The organism is uncultured Polaribacter sp. (genome assembly GCF_947503855.1).
GTDB lineage: Bacteria > Bacteroidota > Bacteroidia > Flavobacteriales > Flavobacteriaceae > Polaribacter.
This window is the reverse complement of the sequence record NZ_CANNFF010000001.1, coordinates 300,293-313,861: the sequence shown is the minus strand read 5'-3', so window position 1 is coordinate 313,861 and position 13,569 is coordinate 300,293. Positions and strand designations below refer to the sequence as shown.

The following is a 13,569-nucleotide window of genomic DNA, read 5'->3' as shown; positions in this document are numbered from 1 at the left end:
ACATTTAAGATGTAAAAAACTAATTAACTTATTTAGATATACTAATCTAATTAATTTTCAACATCAAAAAAATCTTTTAATGAAATTTCCATTGCTTTTGCTAAGATTGTAATTGTAGATATATTTGGTGTTACTAATCCTTTTTCTATTTTATATAGATATTGACGATCTTTTTTTATAATTTCCAAGTTCCTTGTTTTTACCAAGAAAAGTATAATGTGATTTGTAAAACTTGTGGAATCACAAGAGATTTTAAATCAATATTATTGTATGAAAATGAAAACCTCATCAACCCCTTATCTAAAATATATTTTACTTTTTTCTCAAGCTTCTTTCTGATGAGGTTTATAACTAGTTTTTTGATTTTAAAGAAAGTAAAATATACCCTAACATTTGACATGCTTATTTCAATTTCTTCATTTGTGTATATTTTATGTTGACTTTAATACTAAATGGGTTAGTATTAAAAAATGCATTTTGATATGGGTGGGTAAAGGAATTGGAGTAAAAAAGTACTTTTTCGTTTTTATTAAAATAATTTTAAAATCGGCCCATAATACCTCCACAGAACCTTATATCTGTAATATAAAATATATAAATTATGGATAAAAAAGAAGATGCAAATGACCTGATTATCAAAATGATCAAAGATGGATGCCAGTTAATTATTCTCTGGATCACAAAGAAAAAAGGAGATTAGCATCAAAGAAGAAAACCAACCCATATTGGGTTGGTTTGTTTATTTAAGAGTAAGATCAATTCTTATTTCTTTTTTCTCTTTTTAGCATCGGCAAATTTTCTATAATCTAGAAGGTTCACATAATAGACTTTGATATTATAATTACTTATGGTCTTACTATCAGAACTATTCGCAAAATAATCATTTAGAAATGTACTAGGATTATATATTCCTTTGTTGTAAATTTTAGTAGGGATGCTACCATCCTTCATCTCAAAACTATTGTTACTATAGGCATAAGAGCATAAAAAGCTACAGGTTTCTTTTGTGGAAAAATCAGCATAAATAAGTTTTCCGGTATCATCTAAAACTAGATAAACAGGTCTTGAAATTTTTGCGGTTTCAGGATTAGCAGAATTAATGGTAACTCTTCCTTTAGGAGTATGAACACTTAACCTTGTTGAGTTTTTATATCTTTTAGAATTTTTGAATAAACTATTATACACATCATATTGGTTGATCTTTTTTAAATTAGCTTTAAATCTCTTGTTAATAGTTGCTAATTGAAAATCTTCCTCACAAAATAAGGTCTGAGTTATAAATTTCATAGGTATTTTATGTTTTAAGTTTTTATAGGTATTGTAATCAACTGCCTTACATGCAGTCAGTAAAAAGGTATTTATTGTTTTTAAATCTTTCTTTAGTTTTTGAATTACCTCTGTCACAACTGGAAGAGCATTCTTTTTAGAATCACTCAACAGCGTATTGATGTAATTACTTAATTTTTGAAAGTTTTTTTCGTCTATAAAATCCTTTAGTGTGTTGTAGATTGTATTTAAGTGAATATGATTAGCTCGTAATTCACTGTTGAGGTAGGTTTCAAGTCTTATGCTTAGTCTTTTCCAAACACTCTCAAATTCTATCTTACTCTCGTCATAGGTGCAATTCTCTGGTTCTTCAACGTCATATTCATAATCATTTAATGCCAATATCATTTTATCACTCCTCAGAATTCGTGGAATGGTTATGTTTTCATAAGATTTAATGTCGCCAGTTTTAGCATACTTTAAAGGCTTGTAGATCGACAATCTATGTAATTGATTGTCTAGTTTTTCAAGATCCATTTTTTTCATCAGTTCATCATTCTTGGTATGCTCTTTAAGATAATCTTTTTTAGAATTATGAGAGTGTTCTATTAAGTATGATGTCTTTTGTTTTTGCATTAGCGCCCAAATCTCTTTAAAATCTACATCAGTATTTGTATTTGTATAAGAGATATAAGTAGGAGATATCTTTTTAATGATACCTAAATTTTTATCTGCTAAATAATCGAGGAATATAAGGTAATTCATTCCATCTATACAGTTGAAGCTTTTAAAGACCTTGAATGATTTGAGGTAACTTGTAATTTTCTTAAGATAACTATTAGTGGTTATTGGTAGCAGCTTGACTTCAGGATTTATAAGATACCTCAAGATTTCCAAAACTTTATCAGGATCATACCAATACGTAAATTGTAAATGATTTCTAATTAACTTGTTAATCGCACTTTCGTGGGAAACGTGAAAATCTCCTTCAAAAATGAATTTATTATTTTTTATATCAACAGCTTCGAAATTTCCTATTTTAGTACTGAAAGGATCTTTAATCGCATTAGAAGCTCTCACCAAAAACCTCTTCTCTATATCCATTTGATTAGACAAAAATAACAAAGCATCGTCATTGTCTAAAAAATTACGAATGACCTGATTTTCTAATGCTAATTGATCTTCAGTCATTTCAGGCAATGGTTCATTGATATGACCTTCAAAAATTACAGATAAGAAACCGGCATCTGTTGTCATAAAATGATAACCATCCAAAGAACACAACCAATCTTCATAAATGCTTTTTTTCTTTTCTAAACGATTTATAATATCCCTTATCTTTTCAGTTTTTTTCTGATAGTTACGAATATCATGATAATTGATTTGACTAGGGTTATTTCTTATTTTATCTAAAAAAGCGATATCCTCATCAACTTCTTTGTCTTCTTTTGTAACCGCTTCGAGATTTTTATTTACAGAAAGAAGGTGATTGTTGTATTTGTTGATACCCAAAATTATTTTTCCAGCGTAATTATAATCAAACTTTCTGTTGGTATTATAGTGATCAGTCCTGAATAACTTAGGAAAGAAAATTGTAGCATAGCATTTTCTATTCCTGAATCTATTAATTGCTTGAACAGCATCACTAGCATTAATCTTTGTATGGGTTTTACCTAAATCTATTACAACACCATATTCTTGTTTAGAAGATTCTCTTGCCAAAAAATCATCCTCAGTAATCCCATCTTTATTGATGTTAATTCCGTTAATAAAATAGGTGGTTGTTAGAATGACATCAAAATCTCCAAACTTTCCTTTTAAAATATTATCCCTACATACTCCTTTAGAGCCGGAATAGAAAAGACCTACTTTAATGTTAGCATCAAGCTTTGATTGAATTTCTCTAACATATTTATCCATTTTTTCTTTATAGTTGAAAATATGAACAACTTTTCTTCCTCTTTTGTAATACTTGTGTATTTGTTCAATAACAGCATTGGACCTTTGTTCGCCATTATTTGTGTCGAGGTGTCTTATATTAACTATAGGTTGGTTTTTATATTTCTTATTTACAATTACTCGTTGATAAAGATGGTCTAGTTCATATTCCTGCAGTAGATCCTGTAACACATGAGTCTCAACATTTGGTGTTCCTGACATGAATATAATTTTAGTTGTAGCATCGACTTTTCTCCTAACAAATTCAATTAAATAACTTATAACCTCAGCAATTAATGTTGCTCTGTAATCTATTCCATCTGACAGGGAATGACACTCATCAATTGTGATGTAATCCTGAGTAGCAAGTTCTTCATAGGATATGTTTAATATTTGATTGTATGTTGTGTGAATTACAAGTTCAGAGTCATTAGGTATGTTTTTACCTTTGAATGTTTTTTCATAATCAAAACGAATCGTTTCATCGTCTGTTTTTTTCAAATTACCTATAACCTCCTCAATTTTAGAATGTGAAAATAATTTGGGGCCATTATCATTTGAATGCCAAGCATCATAGGCAGCTTGATTTAAAATACTTGTATAAGGAGAGCAAAGTAGAATTCTTCCAGGCATTTTAAATTTAGAATTACCTGTAATACTATTTTTTCCAGTCATTTATGTTCAGAATGAGCCGTTTTGCTCTCATTCCCGAAAGAATTATATAATATCTTTCTGCTTATAATTTCCTATAAGATCGGACTATATCTTTACCTGTTCTAGGCAACCTCCGCTTCCACCAGACTTCTGATGTACTCCCAAATTGGGATAGTCTCTGCACTTTTAAATCTCTATCTCATGTACCGATACTAGAACACTCTTGATTATATATAATACAAGGGGTTGTCTAGAAGCGGTACACTTCAATATTAAACGATTTACTTAGCTCAGAATTAACATAGAAATAGATATATATCTATACCCTTAGTCTTCTCTGAATTCAAAGGTTTTATTACTCAAGGCTCCCACCTTGAGACGGCACTATTACTTACCGCACTGGCTCCTTAAATGGAATATTTTTTTATCTGTGTATTTATTTTGAAATAGATCATGCATTACATTTTTGTCTAAATAATCATTAGGTCCTAATGTAAATTCTGGATTAATTGTCTCTAGTTCTTCTATAAGAGGAAGACGTATTTTTTTCTTTTCGATATATTTTGTGATATCATCTAGAAATTCTGAAGTATCTGCATTTTCACTTCCTTCAGCTTCAAGATTTAGATGTCTAACATAAGTATCATAATAATCACTCAAGAGTTTAATTTCAGTTTTATCAGTAGTTGACATTCCAAAGTTTTGGTATATAAAATCATCAACCTCTTCTAATTTTCGGACGATATAATAAAATGGAGCTGGGGTCATAGATTTTAATTCTTTAGCACTATAGTCGCCTTTTGAACGAACTGTCCATCTGTAATCGTTATGATTTTCATCTTTTTTGTTTGAACCTTCAGGAACTAACTTAAGAAGATTATCTATAGCTAGCTCTCCAAAAACTCCGTATAAGACCCAGCTCAATTTTTGGAGTGTCCCATAATCATCAAAATGTTCAGAAACAAATCGTGCTACCACTGAATCTTTATTTGAAAGCTCTTCTAAATATTCAATTACTTTTTCAAATTTTTCTGTTTCTGACTCTAGATCAAAAGGAATGATTTTCTTTTTTTCAAAGATATAATAGGCTTCTTCTTGAGAAGAAATACCTTGCTCTTTCATAATTTGATTTATTTCTTTCTGGTGTTTGGCAATATCATTTTTCAGTTTTTGGTGTGCTAATTCTTTTTCTTGATTCACAATTGATGCATAATTAGAAATTCTTTTTGGCTTATATTTTAATCTATTTTCCTCATCAGCAACAAAAGGAATATAAGTTAGCCTCGTTGAATCATTGGTAGATTTATCAAACTTATCTTCCAGAGGAGGGAAATTTTTTATTAATTCTTTTCTAGCTCCTTCATACCAAGTTTTATGATGTTTTTTTACGACATCAGGATCTTCAGATTTAAAATCTTTTATAAAATCTTCACTCGATGTATCTACCTTACAAAATAGTTTAAAACCCTTTCCTCTAGAAGAAATGAAACTTAAATACGGTTTAATATTTTCTGTGGCTTCAAAGACTTTCTCCATCCAAAATATTGCTTCTTCAGTGTCCTTAAACTTATCGAAATCAAAACAAAATTCGCCTGTATGCTTGAATTGTATCTTACTCTTATCTCTCGTATTTGTTTTTAGTGATATCATTAAAGCAGGTAAGAAAGGTTTTACAGCAGAAAGATCTCCTCCTGAAGCATCCAAAAGCTTTTTTAGAGATTTATTCGGATTTACCATTTCTTCAATAAGGTCTTTTTCAGTGATTTTATCTGCGAGTAATTTTGAGTTTTTTCCAAAAGATCGGGTGCTAGCTCTCCATTGTTGATCGTACCCTATGAAATTGTATAGAAATTCTTTTAAGTGATATTTCTTCGGACATATATGTTTGTTAAGTTGTTCTTTGTACTTCATTATGAAAGTTGAGCAGAAATCCTTTACACTTAAATTTTTATTTCTTTTGTGATATTCTTCTATCAATACATTGAGCATGTCTAAACCTTCTTCGCTTAAGTTTTTAGATTCTTTGAAGGCTTCTAACCATTTGTAAATTGATGGGTTCGTTGTGTGAGTTGAAAAGTAATAGTGACTCTTACACATTATTTAATTTGTTTTTAATGAATCATTTGATTAAATGATATCTTTTAATGTACCACATATAGAATACCCTTGATTATATATAATACAAGGGGTTGTCTAGAAGCGGTACACTCAAAATAGTATATATAAGGTCAAGTGCGATTAAGTCGCTGTTTGGGGTTTTGCTTATTATTTAAGCATGATTAAGTTTGAATTCGTAAAAGAAGGTTATGAAGTAATTCAGAAATACAGCAAACCAAGACTGCATCAAAAAAAAACATGGAACCATTTGGATTGATGATTTAGGAACCGAAAGCAACCTAAAATACTTTAGTTCAAACTTTTTTGAATCAAATAAACACTTATACTTATAGGGGGTGGTAAACGTGGTAATGTGGTACACCTCAACAATATCAAGGGGTATAGCGATTATTTTAGTGGTAAAGAGTTGGTTAACGTGGTAAGCATTTTTTAAGCTGTTTCTTTAGAATTACTCATTAATCAAGTGGCTCAGTTTAAAAAAATAAAAAATCTTTTCTTATAGTTCTCTTTATTCTCTAATCGAATCAAAAGCTCTTTCTTGTTCAATTTTTTATACAAAATACCCCTTCTATTCATTTAGATATAGTTTCGTAAAAACTATGCTTTATTAAAACTCTATAAATGTACCAGTTAGGTATTTGTACTTGTTGTTATATAATAGGATGCACTAAATGCCAAGTGGTACACTCAAATATCTAATAAAAAGATCAGATCCGATTAAGTCGTTGTAGCTATTTTAGATTAAAAAAAAGTGGGAGGAATAGGTTTTGGTATCGTTTATTTAGGGCTTGAAAATAATTAAATATTTCTATCAAAGTGAAGTTTTATATTTAAGAAAAGGAGTATTAGAATAAATCATAAGAGAATATTCATTCTTTATATTGCAACAAGTGAGGAAGGGGTCTTGTTATTTATATATTAATTTTGAATATTTCAATAAAGAAATCTTGTATCTTTGTAAAGTATCAGGAACGCAAAAGGCGTACCAACCGAGCACAACAGCCACGGTGGTTTAGAATACGGACAGTTCAGTCAAAATAAATGAACCTCTACTTTTAATATTTTATTACCTGATACATAACCTTAAAATTATGTATTATGAAAACTGTTTTTACACCCCAAGAAGGCGTTAAAATGAATTCTGAATTAGATCTTCCTAGTACTGAAAAGGTAGAATTCTATATTTATAATTCTCATAATTTTGCTCTAAACATTTTTGTTTTAGCATTAAAAAATGCTGTAAGGTATAGCCATTGTTCTAGCAATAGTTCTAAAACTTTTAAAATCAACTTGCTTGACTTTTTTAACCATTTAGTTAGTTGGATTAGAGCTAGACTTGCAATAAAAAAGTTGAATTTTAGACCCATGTTACAAATTTTAAATTGTTAAACTCAGAACTATAATCTACTTTTCTAATAATTCTAAGAAATTTGATTTTAGTTAAATAGTCTTAAAATAATGTCTAATTAAATATAGTAACTATAATTTCTTTATTCTTCTTTTCAAATATTGAAAAAAAAACAACAGGAAGTTGAGTTTAGAAATTAAAATAGAAATACTGAAAGGCTCATTGCTCCTTGTGCACCAACAACCAAACATTGTTCAATATCAGCAGTTTTTGATGGTCCAGAAATAAATACACCAAATGTTCTTTCTCTTTCTGAAATCAAACTAAAAGCATCATGCATATGTAGACATAGTTTTTCTTTTTCAAGAATTATAACTAAATCATTTGTGATAAAAGGTAAAACTCGAATAGGAAAGGTATTTTCAGAAATCCAAACAGAACCGTTTTCAGAAACACCAAATTCACCTTTAATAATAGCCAAATCAATATTTTGTAGGTCTTTAGGGTTTGTTCCTTCAGAAATTGTTACGGTTGCTAAAGAGGTTGATTGATTACTACAATCAACAATTTCTTTTGCATTTGGATATAATTTTTTTATTTCATTTTCAAGAGTTTCCGAAGATGATAATTCTTTTAAGCTACCACCAACAAGTTTTACTTTCTCTTTAAATTCTTCTAATAAATTGATGTCTTCTTTAAAATTATTTAAATCTAACATAGGTAAAGGAATAAGTGTTGGTTTATTCTCTTTTACAGATTTTAATATTGCTTCTCTACCCATTATTTTTTCTTTTAACTTTATACCATTGATCAAAATTTTGACCTTTTACTTCAGGTAAATCTCGTGCTTTACCCCAAGCATTCAATTTAGAATACACAATAAATCTTGGAGCATATTTTAGCATAAACCTAGCCATTCTACCACTAAAATTATATAGTTTACGGTTGGCTAAAACACCACCTGCAACTTTTAAAATAGATTTCTTAACAATAGGTTGTTTTACATCTTTAACTATAACTTGCCTCCATTTATAGAGCTGTTCATGAATATTAATTTTTACAGGACAAACATTAGAACAAGACCCACATAATGTAGATGCGAATGGTAAAGAACTATGCTTGGTTAAATCTTTTCCTGGTGATAAAATTGAACCAATTGGTCCAGGAATGGTAGCATCATAACTATGACCACCACTTCTTCTGTAAATTGGGCAAGTATTCATACAAGCTCCACAACGTATGCAATGTAAAGATGCTCTAAAATCTTCACGACTTAATTGTTCTGTTCTTCCATTATCAACAATAACAATATGCATTTCTTTTCCTTCTGCAGGTTTGTTAAAAAGAGAAGAATACGTTGTAATAGGTTGTCCTGTTGCACTTCTCGCTAGCAAGCGTAAAAAGATACCTAAATGTTCTTCTTTAGGAATAATTTTTTCAATTCCCATAGAAGCAATATGAACTTTTGCCAAATGAGACCCCATATCTGCATTACCTTCATTTGTACAAACTACAATTCCTCCAGTTTCTGCGATTGCAAAATTTACACCTGTTATAGCTGCATCTGCATTTAAAAATTTATTTCTTAAATGTTTTCTTGCTTCATTTGTTAAATATTCAGGATTTCCTTCACTTGGTTTTGTACCTATATGTTCTTGAAATAAATCGTCTACTTCTTCTTTAGTTTTATGAATTGCTGGTAAAACAATATGACTTGGTGTTTCTTTTGCTATTTGAACAATAAATTCACCTAAGTCAGTATCAACAACTTCAATATCTTGCGCTTCTAAATGTGGGTTTAAATGACATTCTTCAGTAAGCATTGACTTACTTTTTACCACTTTTTTAGCGTTGTTATCTGCTAAAATTTTAGAAACAATTTCATTGTGCTCTTTTGCATCAGAAGCCCAATGAACTTTTATTCCGTTATTTAGAGCATTCTTTTCAAATTCAATTAAATAATTATCCAAATTAGATAAAACATTGGCTTTTATTCCAGAAGCTACATCTCTAATATGCTCCCAACCTATAACACCATGAGCTGATTTATCTCTCTTTTCTCTAACATACCACAAAGCTTTGTCATGCCAATTAACTTTAGCTTCATTTTTATTAAATTCTGCTGCTTTATCTGCGTGAGTCATAGTTGATTATATACTTTTGTTTAAAATTTCTGCAATATGCATTACTTTTAGAGGTTTGTTTTCTCTATTGATTAAACCTTCTAAATGCATTAAGCAAGAATGATCTGCTCCTGTAATTACTTCAACATCACTATCTAAATGATCTTGAACTCTATCTCTTCCCATTTTTACTGAAATAGCTTCTTCAAAAACAGAAAATGTGCCTCCAAAACCACAACATTCATCTTTTCTATTTAGAGACATTAATTCTAGTCCTTCAACAGCATTTAATAAATTTTCTTCAGTAGAAAAATGTGCATCCATTCTTTCAGAACAAGAACCTAAGTGTAAACCACGTAAACCATGGCAACTTTTATGTAAACCTACTTTGTGCGGAAATTTAGCACCTAAATTAGTTTTTCTTAATATTTTGGTGATAAACTCACACAATTCATAAGCATTGTTTCTAACTCTAATAACATCTGGAGTTTGCTCTAAAATGTCAAAATGTTTTTTAACATGATAAATACAACTTCCAGAAGGACCAACGATATAATCGTATTCTTTAAAGTTTTCAACAAATAATTGACAAGCTCCTTTTGAGTCATCTTCATATCCTGAATTTCCCAAAGGTTGGCCACAACAAGTTTGTGTAGATGGATAATATACATCAACATTTAGCTTCTCTAATAACTCTAAAGTTGCTATTGCTACTTGTGGGTATAATTGATTTACGTAACAAGGAATGAATAATCCTACTTTCATTTAGAGGTTATTTTAAATTATAAATTTGATCCATTAACACCCATTTTTCACCTTCTTTTGCAAAAGGTAATTTTTGCTGATATTTCCACATAAGATTTTCCCATTCTTGGACTTTAGGGTTTTCTAAATCCATAATAGTTTTCTTTTCAAATGAGAAGGAGTCATTTACTTCCATAATCATAAATAACCTATTGCCAGTTAAATAAATATCTAAGTTTTCAATTCCTGCTAATTGGATACTATTTGTAATTTCAGGCCATATCTTTTCGTGATATTTTTTATATTCTGAAATTAGTTTAGAATCGTTGATTAGGTCTAGAGCAAAGCAATATCTTCTCATAACCAATTATTTTATTTATGAACTTTAAATGTTCTATAACCATAAAAAGCGATAAAACAGAAACATATAAAAGGAAGGATAAAAGAAAAATTAACACCTGTAAAAGGACCTATTTTTTCCATATCTATCATTGACCCTTGTAAAATTGGCATCAAAGCACCACCTACAATTGCCATTACTAATCCTGCAGCTCCTAGAGCAGTATCTTCTTTGCTTAAACCATCTAGTGCAATTCCGTAAATTGTTGGAAACATTAAAGACATAAATGCTGAAGTTGCAACTAATAAATAGAGACCAGCCATACCTTCAATTAAAATAACTCCAGATACTGTTGCCATTGCACAAAGTGCAAAAATCATTAGTAATTTTTTGGCGTTAATATATTTCATTAAAAAAGTACTAACAAATCTACTTCCTAGAAAAATAGACATTGCTACAATATTATAGTTTTGAGCTTCAGCTTTAGAAATACCTAAATTACCAGCATATTGTATAATAAATGTCCAACACATTATTTGTGCAGCTACATAAAAAAGCTGAGCTAAAACTCCTTCTTTATATTTACTATTTTTAAATAATCTCTGAAAAGAAGATTTTGCACTAGTTGGATTTTCAATGCTTTTTCTTTTAGGCATTTTTAACAAACTGATAATAACAAACATAGCTATTACAACAAAACCAAGTATTACATAAGGATTTCTTATAATTTCTAAATCATGTGTTCTAATTGTTGCTTTTTCAATTTCAGACAATGTGCTAAATATAACTTCACCAGCTTTATTTCTAATATCAGAATCTAAAGCAACTAAAATGAATTTTGAAGCTACAAACATTCCAAATAAAGAACCAATAGGGTTAAATGCTTGTGCTAGATTTAAACGTTGTGTTGCCGTTTTTTCATCACCCATTGATAATATAAAAGGGTTTGCTGTAGTTTCTAAAAAAGCCAAACCAAAAGTTAAAATATATAGAGATGCTAAAAAGAATTCAAACATTTCAAATTCTGCAGCTGGGTAAAATAATAAAGCTCCTAAAGCATACATTGCTAAACCTAAAAGAATACCACTTTTGTAGCTATATTTCCTTACAAAAAGAGCTGCAGGGATTGCCATTGTTGCATATCCTCCATAAAAGGCTAATTGCACTAATGCAGCTTTTGCTGTTGAGATTTCCATAACAGTTTTAAAAGCAGCAACCATTGGGTTTGTAATATCGTTAGCAAAACCCCATAAAGAAAATAATGAAGTGATAACAATAAATGGAAGCAAATACTCTTTTGAAACTACTGGTATTTTTTTAAGGGTAGACATAAAGTTATTTTAGGTTAAAGAATTAAATATACTAAAAGTACTACTAAGTTATTTATTGTAAACATTAGTAGTACTTTTAAATTACTTTTTTATAATTTTTATTGGTATTGAGCGTAGATTACTTTGGTTTGTAGATACTCTTCCATTCCGTGTTTACCATCTGCTCCACCTAATCCAGATTTTTTCCAACCTGCATGAAATCCTTGAATTGCTTCAAAATGTTCTCTGTTAATATATGTTTCTCCATACTGTAATTCTTCTGCAGCATGCATAACTTTATTAAAGTTTTCAGAGAAAATAGAAGATGTTAATCCAAATTCTGAATCATTTGCCATAGCAATAGCTTCATCAAGTGTACTAAATTTCATCACTGGTAAAACAGGTCCAAATACTTCTTCTTGTATAATTTGCATGTCTTGTTTTACATTAGTTAATAAAGTTGGTTGATAAAAGTATCCTTTACCAAAACCAGGAGTTCTTGATCCTCCTACAACAACTTCAGCCCCTTCTTTTTTAGCAAACTCTACCATTTCAGAAACTTTATCTAATTGCGCTTTAGAAACCAAACTACTCATATCTGGGTTGTTTTCAGAAAAAGCGTCTTCAACTTTTATAGCATTCATTTTTGCAGTAACCATATCTAAAAACTGGTCATGTATAGATTCTTCTACATATACACGTTCAGCACAATTACATACCTGTCCACTAAATATAATTCTAGAATTTACAACAGCATTTACTGCCAATTCTAAGTTAGCATCAGCACAAACAATTGCTGGAGCTTTTCCTCCTAATTCTAATGATACTTTTGTAATGTTTTCAGAGGCAGCTTCCATAACCATTTGACCAGCACCTACACTACCTGTTAAACTAATAATACCTGTGATTGGACTTTTTGAAAGTGCATTTCCAACAATACTACCTTTACCACAAACATAATTTAATACACCAGCAGGTATATTTATTTTTTCAATTAATTCTGCAAACTCCATAACAGTATTAGGAGCAATAGAACTTGGGTTAATTACACATGTGTTTCCTGTAATTAAAGAGCCTGCAACCTTTCTTGCCATTACAAATAATGGAAAATTCCAAGGTAAAATACCTACAGCTACCCCAATAGGAGCTTTATGTAAAAAGATGTGTTCTTTAGCACGATCACTCTGTATGATTTCTCCTTCAATTCTTCTTGCAAAACCAGCATAATAATCAAAATAATCTGCAGTTACATCTACTTCTACTTGAGCTAATCCTATTACTTTAGCTTGTTCAGCAGCTAATGTTTTAGCTAATGAAATTCTGTTTTCACGAATAACTGAAGCCATTTTGTTTAAATACTCAGCTCTTTGAATTGCAGGAAGTGACTTCCAGCCATGTTGAGCAGATTGGGCAGCTTCTAAAGCTAATTGAGCATCCGTAATACTTCCGACAGGCATTAAGGATAATACTTCTTCTGTACAAGGATTTAAAATTTCAATTACATCTGTAGATGTAGATTTTACAAATTTTCCATTTATAAATTGATTAAATTGTTTCATGTTAAAAGGTTTTTATGGTTAATTTAAACTTATGCTTATTAGGGAATATCTTTTCTATAAAGTGAATAAGAAATTCAACAATTTGGTTTTGTACAAACATATAAACAGAATGCTCTAAAGTATTTATCTAGAACAATCAATAATATGTACAATTTAAACATTTACCTTT

10 protein-coding genes and 1 riboswitch are annotated in these 13,569 nt (G+C 29.9%); of the genes, 1 reads left to right on the top strand and 9 read right to left on the bottom strand.

The annotated features are described in order from the left end of the window. Nucleotides 1-50: 50 nt before the first annotated feature. The 3 genes from Q0662_RS01170 to Q0662_RS01160 form a co-directional block, all read right to left on the bottom strand. On the bottom strand, nucleotides 51-188 hold the full coding sequence (locus Q0662_RS01170; protein WP_298946237.1) for a helix-turn-helix transcriptional regulator: 138 nt from the start codon (nucleotides 186-188) through the stop codon (nucleotides 51-53). A 574-nt stretch (nucleotides 189-762) separates the two neighbouring features. Further along, nucleotides 763-3,879: a hypothetical protein gene (locus Q0662_RS01165; RefSeq protein WP_298946234.1), complete on the bottom strand. Its 3,117-nt coding sequence runs from the start codon at nucleotides 3,877-3,879 to the stop codon at nucleotides 763-765. A 366-nt stretch (nucleotides 3,880-4,245) separates the two neighbouring features. After that, on the bottom strand, nucleotides 4,246-5,955 hold the full coding sequence (locus Q0662_RS01160) for a BT4734/BF3469 family protein (RefSeq protein WP_298946232.1): 1,710 nt from the start codon (nucleotides 5,953-5,955) through the stop codon (nucleotides 4,246-4,248). Nucleotides 5,956-6,933: 978 nt separating this feature from the next. Beyond that, nucleotides 6,934-7,026, top strand: a riboswitch (SAM-I-IV-variant riboswitch). A 48-nt stretch (nucleotides 7,027-7,074) separates the two neighbouring features. Here Q0662_RS01160 and Q0662_RS01155 point away from each other — a divergent pair. After that, the gene (locus tag Q0662_RS01155) at nucleotides 7,075-7,365 is read left to right on the top strand and encodes a hypothetical protein (protein ID WP_298946230.1); all 291 of its coding nucleotides are present in this window, start codon (nucleotides 7,075-7,077) and stop codon (nucleotides 7,363-7,365) included. A gap of 155 nt (nucleotides 7,366-7,520) precedes the next feature. Here Q0662_RS01155 and Q0662_RS01150 read toward each other — a convergent pair whose 3' ends face one another. The 6 genes from Q0662_RS01150 to aldA form a co-directional block, all read right to left on the bottom strand. Continuing rightward, nucleotides 7,521-8,105, bottom strand: coding sequence for an LUD domain-containing protein (locus Q0662_RS01150; protein WP_298946228.1), 585 nt, complete (start codon nucleotides 8,103-8,105; stop codon nucleotides 7,521-7,523). Beyond that, nucleotides 8,098-9,468 (bottom strand): lactate utilization protein B, encoded by a 1,371-nt coding sequence (locus tag Q0662_RS01145; protein ID WP_298946226.1) that lies wholly within the window; start codon nucleotides 9,466-9,468, stop codon nucleotides 8,098-8,100. Before Q0662_RS01145 ends, Q0662_RS01150 begins: the two co-directional genes overlap by 8 nt. 6 nt (nucleotides 9,469-9,474) lie before the next feature. Beyond that, the gene (locus Q0662_RS01140) at nucleotides 9,475-10,212 is read right to left on the bottom strand and encodes a (Fe-S)-binding protein (RefSeq protein WP_298946223.1); all 738 of its coding nucleotides are present in this window, start codon (nucleotides 10,210-10,212) and stop codon (nucleotides 9,475-9,477) included. Nucleotides 10,213-10,219: 7 nt separating this feature from the next. Continuing rightward, nucleotides 10,220-10,552: an L-rhamnose mutarotase gene (locus tag Q0662_RS01135; protein WP_298946221.1), complete on the bottom strand. Its 333-nt coding sequence runs from the start codon at nucleotides 10,550-10,552 to the stop codon at nucleotides 10,220-10,222. 11 nt (nucleotides 10,553-10,563) lie between these two features. After that, nucleotides 10,564-11,862 (bottom strand): L-fucose:H+ symporter permease, encoded by a 1,299-nt coding sequence (gene fucP / locus Q0662_RS01130; RefSeq protein ID WP_298946219.1) that lies wholly within the window; start codon nucleotides 11,860-11,862, stop codon nucleotides 10,564-10,566. A gap of 98 nt (nucleotides 11,863-11,960) precedes the next feature. Next, a complete protein-coding gene (gene aldA, locus Q0662_RS01125) occupies nucleotides 11,961-13,400 on the bottom strand; it encodes an aldehyde dehydrogenase (protein WP_298946217.1) in 1,440 nt (479 codons plus the stop codon). Between the last annotated feature and the right edge of the window lie 169 nt (nucleotides 13,401-13,569).

Coding starts and splice junctions, on each gene's coding strand:
- Q0662_RS01165 (WP_298946234.1), bottom strand. CDS start 3,879: ATGACTGGAAAAAATAGTATTACAGGTAATTCTAAATTTAAAATGCCT.
- Q0662_RS01160 (WP_298946232.1), bottom strand. CDS start 5,955: ATGTGTAAGAGTCACTATTACTTTTCAACTCACACAACGAACCCATCA.
- Q0662_RS01155 (WP_298946230.1), top strand. CDS start 7,075: ATGAAAACTGTTTTTACACCCCAAGAAGGCGTTAAAATGAATTCTGAA.
- Q0662_RS01150 (WP_298946228.1), bottom strand. CDS start 8,105: ATGGGTAGAGAAGCAATATTAAAATCTGTAAAAGAGAATAAACCAACA.
- Q0662_RS01145 (WP_298946226.1), bottom strand. CDS start 9,468: ATGACTCACGCAGATAAAGCAGCAGAATTTAATAAAAATGAAGCTAAA.
- Q0662_RS01140 (WP_298946223.1), bottom strand. CDS start 10,212: ATGAAAGTAGGATTATTCATTCCTTGTTACGTAAATCAATTATACCCA.
- Q0662_RS01135 (WP_298946221.1), bottom strand. CDS start 10,552: ATGAGAAGATATTGCTTTGCTCTAGACCTAATCAACGATTCTAAACTA.
- fucP (WP_298946219.1), bottom strand. CDS start 11,862: ATGTCTACCCTTAAAAAAATACCAGTAGTTTCAAAAGAGTATTTGCTT.
- aldA (WP_298946217.1), bottom strand. CDS start 13,400: ATGAAACAATTTAATCAATTTATAAATGGAAAATTTGTAAAATCTACA.